Here is a 16,509-nt window from a genome sequence, read left to right as displayed (position 1 = left end):
GATGAAACGTTCTGCCCTGAGACACTGGCTCCCGCGCGGTCGGCATCTGGTGATTGCCTTTCCGTATGCCTGGATGGTGCTGTTTTTCCTGATCCCGTTTGCCATTATCCTGAAAATCAGTCTGGCAGAGACACAGGTCGCAATCCCGCCGTACACCTCGTTGGTGGAGTATGCAGAAGAGAAGCTGAGCTTCGTCCTGAACCTGGGTAATTATCTCTATCTGCTGCAGGATGAGATGTACTTTGACTCCTACCTGCAATCGTTGCAGGTGGCGACCATCTCGACCCTGTTGTGTCTGCTGATTGGCTATCCGATTGCCTGGTCGATTGTCCACTCCAGTCCCTCGATGCGTAACGTGCTGCTGATGCTGGTGGTCTTACCCAGCTGGACATCGTTCCTTATCCGGGTCTATGCGTGGATTGGCATCCTCAAAAACAATGGTTTACTGAATAACTTCCTGATTTATCTGGGTGTTATTGATGAGCCTTTGCAGATGTTGCATACCGACTTTGCCGTGTATATCGGGATCGTCTATGCCTATCTGCCGTTCATGATCTTGCCTCTGTATACCGCATTGATGCGGATGGATTACTCCTTGATCGAGGCCGCTTCCGATCTGGGTGCCAAACCCTGGAAGACCTTCCTGACGGTGCTGTTACCCCTGACCAAGAGCGGTATCGTGGCTGGCTCTATGTTGGTGTTTATTCCAGCGGTGGGCGAGTTCGTAATTCCAGAGTTGCTGGGTGGTCCGGATTCGCTGCTGATTGGTCGGGTGTTGTGGCAGGAATTTTTCAACAACCGTGACTGGCCGGTGGCTTCGGCCGTGGCGGTGGTGATGTTGACCTTGCTGATGATCCCCATCATCTGGTTCTACCGTTATCAACGCCGTGAAATGGCGGAGGGAAGAGCATGAGTACGCCGATTCCGCAGATCAAATCACCTTGGCGCACCTTGAGCCTGTTGCTGGGCTTTGGCTTCCTGTATGCGCCGATCCTGATCCTGATCATCTACTCCTTCAACGAGTCGCGTTTGGTGACGGTCTGGTCGCAGTTCTCGATCAAATGGTACTACGAGCTGTTTCAGGACAAGCAGATGATGGATGGTGTGGTGCTGTCACTGACCATCGCCTTTATGTCTGCCAGCATGTCCGTCGTGGTCGGCACGCTGGCGGCCTTTGTGTTGACCCGGGTGGGTAACTTCCGCGGAGAGACAGGTTTTGCTTTCCTGATCACAGCCCCCATGGTGATGCCGGAAGTGATCACCGGTCTGGCATTACTGCTGCTGTTTGTCTCGTTGTCGAATGTGTTCGGCTGGCCAGCACAGCGGGGAGCCATGACCATCTGGATTGCTCATGTCACCTTTACCGCGGCCTATGTCACCGTCATTATCCGCTCCCGCTTGCAGGAGCTGGATCAATCGGTGGAAGAGGCGGCGCAGGATCTGGGGGCGACACCCTTTAAGGTCTTCTTCCTGATTACCCTACCATCCATTGCTCCAGCGATCGCGGCGGGCTGGCTACTGGGCTTTACCTTGTCAGTGGATGATTTGGTTATTACCAGCTTTGTCTCTGGCCCGAATGCCACCACCTTGCCGATGGTGGTGTTTTCTAGCGTCCGTCTGGGGGTTAGTCCCAAGATCAACGCCTTGGCGACCCTGATTATTCTGGTGGTCTCGGCTGCGACATTTGTCGCCTGGTGGTTGATGGCGAAGGCTGAGCGCCGTCGGCGTCAAGAGATGGCTATGGCGGCGCGAACGACCTGAGACAGCGTCGGGAATATTCGGATGAAAAGAGCGCTGCGGCGCTCTTTTTTCTTTCGGGGGCCAATTAGTTAGCGAGTTGATTGGAATTTCAGCAGTTGGTGGTTGCAGTCCGGCTCTACGGGAAAAAACACTTGCATTGACAAGGGCATTTCGGTAGATTCTCGCCCCGCAGACATCGGCGTGTAGCGCAGCTTGGTAGCGCACTTCGTTCGGGACGAAGGGGTCGGAGGTTCGAATCCTCTCACGCCGACCAGATTCTAAAAAGGCCACTCCAACGAGTGGCCTTTTGCTTTTTGATCTATGAACAGCCGTTGAAATGAAAAACGAGACGCCGCTAGCGGCGTCTTCGGAGTTTAAGAAAATCCAGCATCAGCAATAACAATAGCAAGACCCCGGAAATGGCTGGGCCGTAATCGAGGTAGGCTTGCCCGTATCCTGCGGCAAACAGTGCAAGCGGTAACCCGATGACAAGCAATAAAACACTGGTCAATAAAAACAACATGATGAAAGCAGAATGGTTAAGGAATATGTCGCTGGGATGATTATAAAAATAAACTTTGTGATATAAAACCACTCCGAGCACTGTGGCCAGCCGTTAATAAGAATATTCTTATACGGCACCTGTTTACGCATCGATGAGATTATACACGCCATGCAGCTAACTCTGTTTACTGATTATGCCCTTCGTACCTTGACTTACCTGGCTCTGCAGCCGGATCGGCGTTTATCGACCATTACTGAGGTGGCCGCGAAGTTTGATATCTCTAGAAATCATGTGGTCAAGATCGTGCATCAGTTGGGTGTCAAAGGGTATATCGAGACCGTACGGGGCAAACATGGCGGCATCCGTTTGGCTCGTAATAGTGAGGAGATCAACCTGCGCGATGTGGTCTCGGATATGGAGAATGTCAGCTGTCTGCTGGACTGTCAGCGGGAAGGTTGTCTGTTAAGCTCGGGCTGTCGCTTTCAGGGCATATTGCGCAAAGCGATGCGTGCCTTTCTGGATGTGCTTGGCGAGTTTACTCTGGCCGATTTGGTCAAGGATCGGGATCGGATGTGTGGCCTGCTCGGACTCGGTATTCCGACCCAAATTCTCTAGCCCCAATTGTTTTGTTGAGTGGAGTTCACCATGCAGCTCACCCTGGTTCCGTGGCAGCTGGTGCTGTTGTTTGTCTGTGTATGTATCCCTCTGATATTGTTTTTTACTCGCTGGCGGCAATGGGAGTTACTGGCGCGGATCGCCCAGGCTCGGCAGGTGGATCTGGAGTCGCAGCTGACGATGCTGATGGCGGAACGTCAACAGCAGCAAGAAAAGCAGGAGCAACAGCAGTTGCTGATGGTCAAACTCAATGGCCGTCTTAAAGAGTACGAAACCTTGCTCCATGCCGAACGGGCCGCCTCGGCGGATAAATCCAGGCAACAGCAAGAAGCTGAATCTCGTCTGGGCCAACAATTTGAAAATTTAGCTCACCGGCTTCTGGAACAAACGTCGGTCAGCTTCCGCGATCTTAACCAGCAGCACCTGGATTTACTGTTGTCCCCATTGCGCTCCCAACTGGAAAACTTCCGTCAGCAGATCGGCGAAACTCATGCGGAAGAAAGCAAGCAGCGGCATAGCTTGCAGTTTGAATTACAGCGTTTGGCTACCCTGAACCAACAAATTACCGCTGAAGCAGCGGCACTGACCAAGGCACTCAAAGGTGATAGTAAGCAGCAAGGCAATTGGGGAGAAATTGTTCTCTCCCGCATTCTGAGCGAATCCGGATTGCGCGAAGGGCACGAATATGAAACCCAGATCCCGCTGAATGCCGAGGATGGCCGCCGCTATCAGCCTGACGTGCTGGTGCATCTACCGGGTGACAAAGAGATCATCATCGATGCCAAGGTGTCGTTGACGGCGTATGAGCGCTACTTTAATGCCGAGGATGGGCTGGCTCGGGATATAGCCCTCAAAGAGCATGTGGCCTCGCTGCGCAATCATATCCGCGAGTTGGGACGTAAGGGCTATCAGCACCTCCCTGCTATCAAGACCCTGGATTACGTGCTGATGTTTGTCGCAGTCGAACCGGCGTATCTGCTGGCGATGGAGGCGGACCCAGGCCTGACCAAATATGCGCTAGACCATAATATTCTCCTGGTAAGCCCGACCAATTTGCTGGTGGCGTTGCGAACCATCGATAATTTATGGCGGCAGGAGCGTCAGCAGCAAAATGCCCGTCTGATTGCCGAACGGGCCGGACGTTTGTACGAGAAACTCCGGCTATTCGTCGAGGAGATGCAGGCCATTGGCCAGACTCTGGGTAAAACCCACGAAAGCTATGAGCGAGCGATGGGGCGTTTATGCAGTGGTCGCGGAAATCTCATTGCTCAGGCCGAACAACTGCGCGAGTTGGGCGTTGAAGTCAATAAACCGCTACCTGATGCTATTTTGGCTCGGGCCAAATTGGGCGATGAGAGCGCCGATTCTTAATTAAGAGATCGACATAACAAAACGGCTGCCCTGGGCAGCCGTTTTGCGTTACGCATGGCACGTTAGTTTTTCCAAAACGAGGGGAAGAATAAAACAGCCACCGTCAGGATCTCCAAACGCCCCAACATCATATCGAATGACAGGATCCACTTCGCTGCATCCGGCAAGGTCGAGAAGTTGCCAAGCGGTCCTATCAGGGGGCCTAAACCAGGGCCGACATTGCTGATGGCGGTGATACTGCCGCTGATCGCTACCAGAGGTGACAATCCCAACAGGCCCAACAGCGCCGAACTGACGATAATGACGGCGATATAGCTCAACACGAAGGCCACAATCGAGCGCACGATATGGTCACTGACCGGGCGGCCATTATACTTTTGCGGAAATACCCCCGAAGGATGCATCAGCTGGCGCGCTTGTTTCTGGAACAGCGCAGTCGCAACCTGGATCCGGAATAGCTTGATCCCTCCGGAGGTCGAGCCCGAGCAGGCGCCAACCAGCATCAAAAAGATAAACAGTACCGTCGTGAAGTGACTCCAGACGCCAAAGTCGGTGAGACCATATCCGGTCGTCGTCAGCACTGACACGATATTGAACATACTGATGCGGATGGCATCCTGCAGCGGGAATACCCCCTGATGCCAGATCCACAGGCTCATCATGGTGGTGATCACGAGAACCAGCCAGAAAAAACCACGCACTTGGGCATCACGGAACAAGACCAGTTGCCGCCGCCGCAGGGTTTGCACATAGAGCAAGAAAGGTAGACCGCCCAGAAACATAAAGGCTGTTGCTATCCATTGTGCCGAATTGGGAAAGTGCGACATGGAGGCATCCGAGGTGGAGAAGCCGCCGGTACTCAGGGTGGTCATCGCATGATTGATGGATTCGAATACCGTCATGCCACATAGCCAGTAGCCCAGCCCGCAGAGCAGGCTCAAGACCAGATAGACGATGACGATATTCTTGGCGACGGTCGCAGCGCGTGGGGTATCTTTTTCCGACTTATCCGAGGATTCGGTCTGGAACAGCTTCATCCCGCCGACGTTGAGCGCGGGCAGCACCGCTACCGCCAGAACGATGAAACCGACGCCGCCCAACCATTGCAGCAAGGAGCGCCACAGCAGGATACTCGGTGCCATGGTGTCCAATCCGGACAACACGGTTGAACCTGTGGTGGTCACCCCGGACATGGTTTCGAAATAGGCATCGGTGAAGCTGATCTGGTTGATAAAGACAAAAGGCAGGGCGCCGAAGATACAGGCGACGATCCAGACCGAACTGGTCAGGATGAACATATCGCGGACCCCGAGTCGGAATTGGGCTTTGTGACCAATGTGCAGACAGAAAAAAGCCGCAATGTGAGTCAGGATCACGGCCGCCAGAAACTCGGCTAGCCCAGGCGTCCCGGTGAAGAATGCCAACAAGGTTGGCATCCACATGAAGAGGGCTAGCTTGGACAACGTCAGCCCGAGGGTGAAGAGGATCGGTTTGAAGTTAATCATGTCATAAGAAGAACGGGCTGGGTTGGAAGAGACGCTCGACTTCCTGGATGTGCTTCTTATCGACCAGGAACATCACCACATGATCATCCTGCTGGATGATGGTTGTATCGTGCGCGATCAGCACATCGTCGCCACGAACCACGGCACCTATGGTTGTGCCAGGCGGCAGCTTCAGATCGCCAATCGCACGCCCGACCACCTTGGAGGTGCTTTCGTCGCCGTGGGCAATGGCTTCGATGGCCTCGGCCGCACCGCGTCGCAAGGAGTAGACATTGGCTATATCGGCGCGACGCACGTGGGTCAACAGGGCGGAAATGGTCGCCTGCTGCGGCGAGATCGCAATATCGATGGTGCCGCCTTGTACCAGGTCGACGTAGGCGGCGCGCTGGATCAGGACTATGGCCTTACGGGCGCCCAGCTTCTTCGCCAGCATGGCCGACATGATGTTGGCTTCATCGTCGTTGGTGACGGCGATGAAAACATCAATCTGATCGATATGCTCTTCCAGTAACAACTCCTGGTTGGCCGAGTCGCCGCAGAAGACGATGGTCTCTTCCAGAAATTCGGAAAGCTGTTCGGCCCGATCTGGATTCCGCTCGATCAGTTTGACGCTATAGCGCTTTTCCAACTGACGCGCCAGACCGGCACCGACGTTACCACCACCGACGATCATGATGCGTCGATAGGGGTTTTCCAGGCGTTGTAGCTCGGACATGACGGCACGAATATGGCCAGCGGCGGCGACGAAAAAGATTTCATCATCGGCTTCGATAATCGTCGTGCCCTGTGGCCGGATAGCTTTTCCCTGACGGAAGATGGCGGCAACCCGGGTTTCGACATTGGGCATGTGCTCTTTGAGGGTTGCCAGAGCATTCCCGACCAGCGGACCGCCATAGTAGGCTTTAACGGCGACCAGGCCGACTCGTCCGCCAGCAAAATCAACTACTTGCAGTGCGCCTGGATATTCAATCAAGCGGCGGATGTAATCGGTGACCAACTGCTCTGGAGATATGATGTGATCAACCTGCAACCCTTCGTTGCCAAATAGGTTCTCCCGTTCCGAGAGGTAGGCTTGGGCCCGGATCCGTGCCACCTTGTTGGGAATATTGAATAAGGCCGCGGCAACCTGGCAGGCAATCATATTGGTTTCATCACTGTTGGTGACGGCGACCAACATATCGGCATCGTCGGCTCCGGCTTCGCGCAGAATGCGCGGATGCGAGCCAGGGCCGGTAATCACCCGTAAATCATATTTATCTTGCAGCTCACGCAACCGCTCGACATTGGTGTCAACCAGCGTGATTTCGTTATTTTCGCCGACCAAATTTTCGGCCAGCGTGCCACCGACTTGCCCGGCACCAAGAATAATGATCTTCATTGTCCACTCACTGCTTGGTTAGTTTGGCGTAATAGAAACCATCCATGTTGCCATCGCCCGGAAACAGTTGTTGTCCCGGTGTTTGTTCAGTATCGCCAGCATGCAGAGGTACCAGTCGTGCGTCGGGGTGACTGCACAGGAACGCCCGGATCTGTTCGCAATTCTCTTCGGGTAAGACAGAACAAGTTGCGTACAGCAGGGTACCGCCCTGTTTCAATTTGCACCAGAGGGCCGACAGGATTTTGGCTTGTAGTGCCACCAGCTCGGCAATGTCGGCCGGGCGTCGCAGCCACTTGATATCTGGATGCCGGCGGATCACGCCGGTTGCCGAGCAGGGAGCATCCAGCAGGATGCGATCAAACTCAGGACCTGACCACCAGGTATCTGGCTGGGAGGCATCACCATGGAGTACCTGGGCCTGTAGTTTCAGCCGTCGCAGATTTTCGCCGACCCGGAGCAGACGTTGAGCATCGGCATCGACGGCGATGACTCCGGCGAGCTGCGGTTCTTGCTCCAGCAAATGGGCGGTTTTCCCCCCCGGTGCGGCGCAGGCGTCGAGAATGAGATCGCCGGGCTGTGGGTTCAGTAACCAGGCTGCGCGTTGGGCTGCCGCATCTTGTACCGAACAATCGCCATCAACAAAGCCAGGAAGCAGCTCGACATCACAGGGCTGAAGCAAGCAGATGCCGGACCCAGCCTCATCGACCTGCGCCACGGCAATTTGCGCTTCCTCCAGGCGTTGCAGATAGTGTTGACGATCCTGGTGACGGACATTCACGCGCAGCCACATGGGGGGCCGCTGGTTATTTTGCTCGAGGATCTGTTGATAGTGGCGCGGGTAAGCGGCCTGCAGTTTTTTGATCAACCATACCGGATGGGCATAACGACTGGAGTCCTGCTGGTCGACCGTTGATCGGAGTTCTTCCTGGTTCCGTTGCACATTACGCAATACCCCATTGAGCAGGCCACGGAAACTCTCACCTTTCAACAGTCGGCAGGCGTTGACAGTTTCTGAGAGTGCAGCGTGAGCGGGAACTCGGGTATAGAGCAACTGGTACAAACCGACCAGTAACAAGAAGTGCAGAGGGCGCTGTTTGCCCTTCAGGGGGCGGCTCATTAACTGATCGGCGATGGCCTCAAGACGAGATAACCAGCGTAAGGTGCCAAAACACAACTCCTGCAGCAGGGCTCGATCCCGCACTGCTACTTGCTGTTGGGCGGCCGGTAATACGGCGGAGAGCGATTGCCCTTGATCCACAACCAGGAATAAAACCTGTGCGGCATTGGCTCGAGTTTTCATTGGATATTTCCTGACAAAACCGGGCCTAAGCCCGGTTGATTCATGAGAGTTGAGAGCCGATATGGAACCATTCCCGACGAGAGTTTAGCAGTTCGTGAGCCTGCATTGGCTTTTTGCCAGGCGGTTGCAGGGTCAATAAGCGCAAGGTGCCATCTGCCGTCGCCACGTCGATACCCTCTTTGTCCGCCCGCAGCAGAGTTCCTGGTGCGACAGGGTGTTGTTCTGCTAATGCCATTGCCGCCCATACCTTGATACTTTGCTCGGCAACCACCAAGTAACTGACAGGCCAAGGATTAAAAGCGCGCACCGAACGTGCCAACTGAGCGGCAGGCTGAGTCCAGTCGAGACGAGCTTCCTCTTTGCTCAATTTTTGAGCGCAATTGGCCTGGCTATCGTCTTGGCGCTGGCTGGGCAAGGTCCCGGCGGCTAATTGCTCCAAGGCCTGCAGGAGCGCTTGTGGGCCAAGGGCCGCCAGTTTGCTGTACATGCTGGCCGAGGTATCGTCCGGCGCTATGGGACAGGAGACCTTGAGCAGCATAGGGCCGGTATCCAGTCCTTCATCCATCTGCATGATGGTGACTCCGGTCTCGGCATCCCCGGCCCAGATGGCGCGTTGGATCGGTGCGGCACCGCGCCAGCGGGGCAACAGGGAGCCATGCACATTAATACAGCCCAGCCGTGGGGTATCTAGAATTACTTTGGGTAACAACAGGCCATAGGCCACGACGATCATCAGATCGGCTTGCAGGGCCTGAATCTGTGCTTGCGCATCTGCATGGCGCAAACTGACTGGTTGGAGGACCGGCAACTGGTATTGTTCTGCTAACACTTTCACCGGACTGGCCGTCAGCTTATTACCGCGACCGGCCGGACGATCGGGCTGGGTATAAACGGCAATAATATTCAACCCTGCATCGATTAGGGCTTGCAGGTGTTGGGCTGCAAAATCGGGTGTGCCAGCAAAGATAATTTTCAGATTATGCAAGCGACGACCTCTTACAGTGGATGGCGTTCAATTTTGTCCATTTTCAGCATCTTCTGCCGAATACGCTGGCGCTTGAGTGGCGACAAATAATCGACGAACAGCTTGCCAATCAGATGGTCCATCTCATGCTGGATACAAATAGCCAGCAGGCCGTCAGTTTCCAGCTCGAATGATTCACCGTCCTGATTGCAGGCGCGAATTTTGACCCATTCAGCACGAGGAACCAGCGCCCGACACTCGGGAACGGACAAGCAACCCTCTTCGATACCTGTTGAACCTCTCTGTTCGAGAATCTCCGGGTTGATTAAAACCAGGCGTTCAGTACGATCTTCCGAGGTATCAATGACTATAATTTGCTGGTGAATGTTGACTTGTGTCGCAGCCAGGCCAATCCCCTCTTCTGCGTACATGGTTTCAAACATATCATCAACAATTTGGTGGATCGTGGAATCAAACGACACTACGCTGCGAGCAACCGTTCGCAGACGTTCGTCGGGGAAACGTAATACTTCTAAAACCGCCATAATTCGCTTTACTTGATACAGTTAGACAGGGGACTGACGCAATTCTAATCATTTGCGTCGGCAATTAATAGTTTGATAGGTGGCGTGTGCAGGGACAGCTATGAGATATCGTCAGATTGGTTTTTTCTTCGCCAGTTGGTTGCTGATTTCAGCTGCCATGGCTGATGTATTGCAGCTCAAAGAGGGCTATCCCGAGAGTTACGTGGTTCAAAAAGGCGATACGCTGTGGGACATCTCGGGACATTTTCTAAAGAGCCCGTGGCTATGGCCCCGGTTGTGGCAGGTCAATCCGCAAGTTAAGGATCCACATTGGATTTATCCTGGTGACGTTTTAAGTTTGACATGGGTCGACGGTGAGCCCCGCTTGACACAGAAACATACCATCAAGTTGTCACCTGCGGTGCGCATTGAGCCGAAACTGGCGCCAGTACCGACCATCAAATTGTCGGCCATTTCGGCTTTTTTACGCAGTGACCACATCTTCCCTGCGGGTAGCAATCTCGACCAAGTGCCTTACATCTTGGGTAATAATCTTAACGATAAAGCAATGCTGGAAAAGCAGCGCTTGTTTGTCAAAGGTCAACTCGTCGAGGGGCGGCAGTATGGCGTGTACCGACCGGGTACGATCTATAAAGATCCGCAGACTGGTGAGGTTTTGGGGCAACGCGCTATCTTGGCCGGCATCGTCACGGCGGGTATTCGTCATCCCGATGATGTCGTAGAGGTCCTGTTATCCAAGAACGTGCGGGAAGTGTTACAAGGGGATCGTGTCTTGCCTCTTCCGGATCAGGAACAACTGGATGCCTATTTTACTTTGCAACCTGCCCAATTGACGGCTCCGGGAGCCATCATTGATACCGATAGCAATGCGTCAGTTGCCGGTAAATATGAGGTGGTCATGGTGAACAAGGGAGCCAAAGACGGGATTCACACTGGCGATGTTCTGGCTATTTTACGTCCCGGGGTGGAGGTGACAGGAAAGAGCGCAGAAAAGTTGGCTTATAAGTTAATCAGTACGGAAGGCCAGAAATTGATGGATAGTAATGCCCAGCGGTTACCCGAAGAGCAGGTAGGGCAAGCCATGGCATTTAAGGTGTACGATCGAGTCTCACTGCTGTTGATTCTGAAAGCCAGTGATACGGTGCGGGTCGGTTTCTTGGTTGGCAATCCCTAGTATGTTAACGGGAACCTTGGCTGAACTGACCGCATGGTTGTGTTTGGATGGGGTTCCCGGTATTGGCCCAGTTCGGGCACAGCGAATTCTCTCCCGCGTTTCCCCTCTTCAGCTTTGTCAGCTGGACTTGCAAGCGTTGCAGATGCTGGGTTTATCTCTTGCCCAGGCTGAGGCTTTGAAAAAACCTGATCAGCACCGCATTGCGCATGCTTTAACTTGGGCTGATCAGCCGGGTCGGCACATTATCTCTCGGCTAAGTGAGTTCTATCCTCTTTGGTTACGCGAGATTAGCGCAGCCCCAAACTTACTGTTCGTCGAAGGGAATCTGGATCTGCTGGCTTCCGCGCAAATTGCGATGGTTGGCACACGCAATCCAACCTCCTCTGGCAGAAGCATGGCCACTATGCTGACGAAGGATTTGGTATCATCGGGTCTGACGATCACATCGGGTCTGGCGCTGGGGATCGACGGTGTCTGTCACCAAACGGCATTGCAGTGCCAGGGGCAGACAGTGGCGGTCCTCGGCTCCGGCCTTGACCACTATTATCCGCAACGGCACAACTATCTGGCTGCTGCAATTATTGCGCAGGGAGGGGTTCTGCTTTCTGAACTATGGCCTGACGTTCAACCTCGAGCCGAAAACTTTCCGCGCCGAAACCGGATCATCAGTGGACTGTCTCTCGGAACTGTAGTTGTGGAGGCGGCGGCAAAGAGTGGTTCCTTGATTACTGCACGCTATGCGCTGGAGCAGGGACGGGAGGTGTTCGCCGTTCCTGGAGCCGTGCAAAATCCAACTGCTACTGGATGTCTGCATTTAATTCAGCAAGGGGCAAAACTTGTCTGCAGTGCGGCCGATATACTGGAAGAGATAGATGTGCATTTTGCTAATCCCAGAACGGTGTCACAAGAAACGTTATCCCTCGATGCAGGTTTGCCAAGTTCATCATTGTTGGATAACGTAGGTGACGAAACCACAGCAATAGATGTCGTAATCCAGCAAAGTGGTCAGCCGGTTGCCAAGGTAATGGCCGAGTTGCTGGAGCTTGAGTTGGCGGGGTGGATTACATCTGTTCCCGGTGGCTACGTGAGGACGAGGAGGGACTGACGATGTTTGATGTACTGATGTACCTGTTCGAAACCTATGTCCAAAGTGATGCTGATCTTATGGTTGATCAGGACGAACTCGCTGAAGAGTTAAGCCGTGCCGGATTTCATCAAGATGAGATCTACAAGGCGCTGGATTGGCTCGAGCAATTAGCGGTATTACATGATGATGAACGTGCTGCTCGTCCAGTCTGCGCTTCTGATTCGTTTCGTATCTACGCACCTCAAGAGATGGAGAAGCTGAGCTCCGAGTGTCGAGGTTTTCTGCTGTTTCTTGAACAAATCAGTGTCTTGAATTGTGATACCCGAGAGATTGTCATTGAGCGCCTGATGGAGTTGGATACTCCGGAGATTGAGCTTGATGATCTGAAATGGGTGGTCCTGATGGTTCTGTTCAATGTGCCCGGCAGCGAGAACGCGTGTCATCAAATGGAAGAGTTACTCTACGACGAGCCCGAAGGGCTCATCCACTGACAGGGGACTGGCTCGCTGTTACACTCAACGTTGTTGATTGGAGGCGAGCATGTCCAAAATTGATCCAACGCTTTTTTCGGCCCATGAACATGCACTCGAACGAGAACATCACTTGTGCCCTCTCTGTGGCGGCAGCCTGAGTGTTCGCTATGGAAAACATGGTCCTTTTCTTGGCTGTTCAGCCTATCCCGCATGTGACTACATCCGTCCGTTAACATCACACAGTGTTGAGTTGCAAAAAGTGCTTGAGGGCTCGGCCTGTCCTGCTTGTGGGCAACTCTTGGCTATCAAGAAAGGGCGTTATGGGCTGTTCATTGGTTGTACCCAATATCCGCTGTGTTTGCATATTGAGTCGCAGGATGAACAAGGCCCGAGTGATGTTCTTTGTCCGGCATGTGGTCGTGGGCATCTAGTGAGCCGGACTTCCCGTTACGGCAAGATCTTCTACGCCTGTGATGGCTTCCCGAACTGTAAGTATGTGGTCAACGATAAGCCGGTGGCGAAGCCCTGTCCTCAATGCGGTTGGCCCATGCTGATCGAGAGACAAACTCGGCAGGGTCATAAGCTCTGCTGTCCGCAAAAGTTGTGTGATTATCAAACTGACTTATAATGCCGGTGCCTCAGGGCTTTGACTTAAATCAAGTAAAGAGAAGGATGCCTTACCATGTCAAAACCATTTGTTGCCATTTTGATGGGCTCAGATTCTGATTTTCCAGTCATGCAGTCGACTCTGGAAGTTTTCAAAACATTCGGAATCACCGCCGAAGTAAAAGTGACATCCGCTCATCGGACGCCTGCGGCAACTCATGCCTATGTGAAGGATGCCGAATCCCGTGGTTGTAAGGTCTTCATCTGTGCTGCAGGTTTGGCGGCTCACCTGGCTGGTGCGGTCGCTGGCATCACTACTCGTCCAGTCATCGGCGTGCCGATTGATGGCGGCCCGCTCAAGGGGATGGATGCCTTGCTTTCAACCGTGCAGATGCCGGGTGGCGTTCCCGTGGCAACGGTGGCAATCGGTAAAACGGGTGCCAAAAATGCCGGCTACCTGGCGGCGCAAATGTTAGCGGTTGCGGATGATGAGCTTGCCGCGAAGGTGCTGAGCGAGCGTCAAAAGAACGCTGAAGAGGTTATGGCCAAAGACGCGGCATTGCAGGCCCAACTCAAGTAATCACTTTAGGCGGATTTTGGGATCCGCCTTCATCTCTATATTCAATTCAGTCGGTTAAGCAGATGATTTTATCTTCCCTTCCTGATGCTGTTCAGCAGCTGCGCACCGGACAGGTAATTGCCTATGCCACCGAGGCGGTATTTGGACTAGGTTGTGACCCGGATAATGAACAAGCCGTGATGCGGCTGCTGGATATTAAACAGCGCCCTATGGCCAAGGGACTGATTCTGGTAGCGGCCAACTGGCAGCAGTTACAGTCATATCTTGATACAACGCAGGTGCCTGCGGCCAATATGGCAATTGCTTTGGCGTCTTGGCCGGGTCCTTTTACCTGGGTGATGCCTGCGGCACGGCATACACCACATTGGCTGACGGGACAGTTTGATTCGTTAGCGGTTCGTGTTTCGGCACATCCACAAGTTCAGGCTTTATGTCAGGCATTTGATAAGCCAATTGTCTCGACTAGTGCGAACCTGACAGGATCTCCGCCGTGTCGTAACGCCCATGAGGTCGAGCAGCAGTTGAAGGATCGGGTCCCGTTTATTTTGGCGGGAACAGTCGGTGGCGCCACGAATCCTTCACAAATTCGAGATGTCATGACGGGTGACACCCTACGACTAGGCTGAGCGCACGGTCTGGTCGCTAAACTTGTCGTCACCCGCTAAAAGGCGTTAAATCAATATCAGTTGGGCGAGTCTGCAGGATTAAACATGGATCGTTATGCCGTTTTCGGAAACCCGGTTGCACATAGTAAATCCCCGTTCATTCATACGTTATTTGCTCGGCAGACACTGCAGCCGCTGACCTACGAGCGTATCGAAGCGCCGTTGGGTGGATTCGCAGCTGCAATTGCTGATTTCTTTGCCAATCAGGGTAAGGGTTGCAATGTGACAGTGCCGTTTAAAGAAGAGGCATTTCAACTGGCGCAGCAACTATCCCCTCGAGCAAAAATTGCGGGTGCAGTCAATACACTCAAGATGACTGATGATGGGGTATTGCTGGGCGACAATACGGATGGAGCCGGTCTGGTTCAGGATTTAAAGTTTCATGGTATACAGCTACAGGAGCGGCGGATCTTGCTGCTAGGCGCTGGTGGCGCCGCGCGCGGGGCCATTGGGCCTCTTCTAGATGAGCATCCACTTGAGTTGACGATCGCCAATAGAACGGTGGAAAAAGCAGAACTTCTAGCGAACATCTTTGCCGCTGCCGGGCCTATTCGTGCGATGGCATTCGGCGAGTTACAGGGGCCGTTTGATCTCATCATTAATTCAACGTCTGCTAGTCTATCTGGGGCTATTCCGACAATATCTGCGGATCTGATTCATCCACATATTGCGGTTTACGACATGATGTATGGTCAAGGCGATACGCCGTTTAATGCGTGGGCTCGAAAGCTTGGTGCTCAAAAAATCATGGATGGATTGGGAATGTTAGTGGCGCAAGCCGCCGAAAGCTTCGCGATTTGGCGGGGCATACGTCCAGGAACCAAGCAGGTGATCTCGGAGTTGAGACGAAATCTGGGGATGCGATGAACCAATCAATTCTGTTTAACGATGGAGTAGCGTGGCAAGAAACTCAGCAGCGTTTGATGTTTTCTGCCCAGATGATGGGGGCTACTGTACCGTGCTATATCAGCCGCCATTACTTGGAGCAATTGGCGGCCGGTCCTTTGCCGCGCCCGGCGGATTTGCTGCAAGCGTTCGAAACGCTGCGTTTTGATATTGAAGAGTTGGCGGAACAGAAGATAGCAGAGCAAGAGTTTGCTGAAGACGGCTCTATATATTTGTATTGATGTTGTTGCCGTGCTGCCAGATGAGTAAACCGATCATCCCCGACCGCCCTCGGCAAGGTATTCGTTCTTCAGGCGCACATAGTTGTCTGCCGATTGTGAGAGAAAAGCTAGCTCTTCGGTTCGAAGTGGTCGAGCTTTCCGGGCTGGATTACCTATATATAAGTAGCCCTGTTCCAGATGTTTGCCGGGCGACACTAGGCTTCCGGCCCCAATCATCACATCACTGTCAATCGTGGCACCGTCAAGAATGATGGCGCCCATTCCGACCAAGACTCGATCTCCGATCTTGCAGCCATGTAGCATCGCCTTATGCCCAATAGTGACCTCATCACCAATCAACAAAGGGTAACCGTCCGGATTTGCCACCGATTTTCGGCTGACATGAAGGACTGCACCATCTTGAATATTGCTGCGAGCACCAATTACAATTCGATTTACATCACCGCGGATAACTACCATAGGCCAAATGCCAACATCGCAGCCTAATGTGACGTTGCCGATCACGCAGGCATGTGGGTCTATGTAAACACCTGCGGCTAATGATGGGGTAATCCCCTTATACATACGTAACGACAACATGCTGACCTCCTGCATTTTTACGGATTTTACCCCAGAGACGGGCTCTTGAAAGCCTCGAACAGCAATAAGTTGTGGGTAAGCTGTTAACTAAGAATGCATAACTACGGTGACCGCGATTAAATGCGTTTTTTTGTAAAAACGGCTTGCACGAAAGTTCGATGTCCCTATAATGCCGCCTCGCTGACACGGCAAAGCACGCACTCTTCGGAGAACGCTGCAGCGGTGCCAGCAGGGCCGAAATGCCCCGGAGCGAACACGGTAAAATGTGCTTGACTCTGAATCGGGAAAGCGTAAG

Annotated in this window: 18 protein-coding genes and 1 tRNA gene; 13 read left to right on the top strand and 6 right to left on the bottom strand. The window is 53.3% G+C overall.

Annotation, left to right across the window (positions count from 1 at the left end; genetic code table 11):
* Position 1 precedes the first annotated feature (1 nt).
* The 5 genes from potH (at position 2) to rmuC (ending at position 4,231) form a co-directional block, all read left to right on the top strand.
* Positions 2–913, top strand: coding sequence for a putrescine ABC transporter permease PotH (gene potH, locus ACYVG7_RS05760; RefSeq protein WP_460882272.1), 912 nt, complete (start codon positions 2–4; stop codon positions 911–913).
* Entirely contained in the window at positions 910–1,761 is an 852-nt protein-coding gene (locus ACYVG7_RS05755; protein ID WP_460882271.1) for an ABC transporter permease subunit, read from the top strand. The genes potH and ACYVG7_RS05755 overlap by 4 nt, the downstream gene beginning before the upstream one ends.
* 176 nt (positions 1,762–1,937) lie before the next feature.
* A tRNA-Pro gene (locus ACYVG7_RS05750) sits at positions 1,938–2,014 on the top strand.
* A gap of 399 nt (positions 2,015–2,413) precedes the next feature.
* On the top strand, positions 2,414–2,860 hold the full coding sequence (locus tag ACYVG7_RS05745; RefSeq protein ID WP_460882270.1) for an Rrf2 family transcriptional regulator: 447 nt from the start codon (positions 2,414–2,416) through the stop codon (positions 2,858–2,860).
* Between the two features lie 30 nt (positions 2,861–2,890).
* Positions 2,891–4,231, top strand: a complete 1,341-nt coding sequence (rmuC, locus tag ACYVG7_RS05740) for a DNA recombination protein RmuC (protein ID WP_460882269.1) — start codon at positions 2,891–2,893, stop codon at positions 4,229–4,231.
* Positions 4,232–4,293: 62 nt separating this feature from the next.
* On the opposite strand, the gene ACYVG7_RS05735 is transcribed toward rmuC, so the two are convergent.
* From ACYVG7_RS05735 to def, 5 genes are read right to left on the bottom strand one after another with little or no spacing between them, the layout of a single operon-like run.
* Positions 4,294–5,736, bottom strand: coding sequence for a TrkH family potassium uptake protein (locus ACYVG7_RS05735; RefSeq protein WP_460882268.1), 1,443 nt, complete (start codon positions 5,734–5,736; stop codon positions 4,294–4,296).
* Between the two features lies 1 nt (position 5,737).
* Positions 5,738–7,114, bottom strand: coding sequence for a Trk system potassium transporter TrkA (gene trkA / locus ACYVG7_RS05730; RefSeq protein WP_460882267.1), 1,377 nt, complete (start codon positions 7,112–7,114; stop codon positions 5,738–5,740).
* Between the two features lie 7 nt (positions 7,115–7,121).
* Positions 7,122–8,414 carry a 16S rRNA (cytosine(967)-C(5))-methyltransferase RsmB gene (gene rsmB, locus ACYVG7_RS05725; RefSeq protein ID WP_460882266.1) on the bottom strand — a complete coding sequence of 431 codons (1,293 nt, stop codon included), beginning with the start codon at positions 8,412–8,414 and terminating at the stop codon, positions 7,122–7,124.
* 40 nt (positions 8,415–8,454) lie between these two features.
* Positions 8,455–9,399, bottom strand: coding sequence for a methionyl-tRNA formyltransferase (gene fmt, locus ACYVG7_RS05720; protein WP_460882265.1), 945 nt, complete (start codon positions 9,397–9,399; stop codon positions 8,455–8,457).
* A gap of 11 nt (positions 9,400–9,410) precedes the next feature.
* The gene (gene def / locus ACYVG7_RS05715; protein ID WP_460882264.1) at positions 9,411–9,923 is read right to left on the bottom strand and encodes a peptide deformylase; all 513 of its coding nucleotides are present in this window, start codon (positions 9,921–9,923) and stop codon (positions 9,411–9,413) included.
* Between the two features lie 100 nt (positions 9,924–10,023).
* On the opposite strand from def, the gene ACYVG7_RS05710 reads away from it, so the two are divergent.
* The 8 genes from ACYVG7_RS05710 to ACYVG7_RS05675 all read left to right on the top strand — a co-directional run bounded on the left by ACYVG7_RS05710 (position 10,024) and on the right by ACYVG7_RS05675 (position 15,635).
* A complete protein-coding gene (locus ACYVG7_RS05710) occupies positions 10,024–11,097 on the top strand; it encodes a LysM peptidoglycan-binding domain-containing protein (protein ID WP_460882263.1) in 1,074 nt (357 codons plus the stop codon).
* Between the two features lies 1 nt (position 11,098).
* Complete coding sequence (gene dprA / locus ACYVG7_RS05705) at positions 11,099–12,202, top strand: DNA-processing protein DprA (protein ID WP_460882262.1); 1,104 nt, start codon at positions 11,099–11,101, stop codon at positions 12,200–12,202.
* Between the two features lie 2 nt (positions 12,203–12,204).
* A complete protein-coding gene (locus ACYVG7_RS05700; RefSeq protein ID WP_460882261.1) occupies positions 12,205–12,675 on the top strand; it encodes a DUF494 family protein in 471 nt (156 codons plus the stop codon).
* A gap of 49 nt (positions 12,676–12,724) precedes the next feature.
* Positions 12,725–13,285 carry a DNA topoisomerase family protein gene (locus tag ACYVG7_RS05695; protein ID WP_460882260.1) on the top strand — a complete coding sequence of 187 codons (561 nt, stop codon included), beginning with the start codon at positions 12,725–12,727 and terminating at the stop codon, positions 13,283–13,285.
* 54 nt (positions 13,286–13,339) lie between these two features.
* A complete protein-coding gene (purE, locus tag ACYVG7_RS05690; RefSeq protein WP_460882259.1) occupies positions 13,340–13,843 on the top strand; it encodes a 5-(carboxyamino)imidazole ribonucleotide mutase in 504 nt (167 codons plus the stop codon).
* A gap of 62 nt (positions 13,844–13,905) precedes the next feature.
* Positions 13,906–14,469 carry an L-threonylcarbamoyladenylate synthase gene (locus ACYVG7_RS05685; RefSeq protein ID WP_460882258.1) on the top strand — a complete coding sequence of 188 codons (564 nt, stop codon included), beginning with the start codon at positions 13,906–13,908 and terminating at the stop codon, positions 14,467–14,469.
* A gap of 84 nt (positions 14,470–14,553) precedes the next feature.
* Positions 14,554–15,375: a shikimate dehydrogenase gene (gene aroE, locus ACYVG7_RS05680; RefSeq protein ID WP_460882257.1), complete on the top strand. Its 822-nt coding sequence runs from the start codon at positions 14,554–14,556 to the stop codon at positions 15,373–15,375.
* Positions 15,372–15,635 carry a DUF1488 family protein gene (locus ACYVG7_RS05675; RefSeq protein WP_460882256.1) on the top strand — a complete coding sequence of 88 codons (264 nt, stop codon included), beginning with the start codon at positions 15,372–15,374 and terminating at the stop codon, positions 15,633–15,635. Before aroE ends, ACYVG7_RS05675 begins: the two co-directional genes overlap by 4 nt.
* Before the next feature lie 33 nt (positions 15,636–15,668).
* On the opposite strand, the gene ACYVG7_RS05670 is transcribed toward ACYVG7_RS05675, so the two are convergent.
* Positions 15,669–16,214 (bottom strand): gamma carbonic anhydrase family protein, encoded by a 546-nt coding sequence (locus ACYVG7_RS05670; RefSeq protein ID WP_460882255.1) that lies wholly within the window; start codon positions 16,212–16,214, stop codon positions 15,669–15,671.
* Between the last annotated feature and the right edge of the window lie 295 nt (positions 16,215–16,509).

The organism is Pseudaeromonas pectinilytica, from assembly GCF_054780855.1.
The sequence above is the reverse complement of the archived record's forward strand: the minus strand, read 5'-3'. Positions and strand labels throughout refer to the sequence as shown.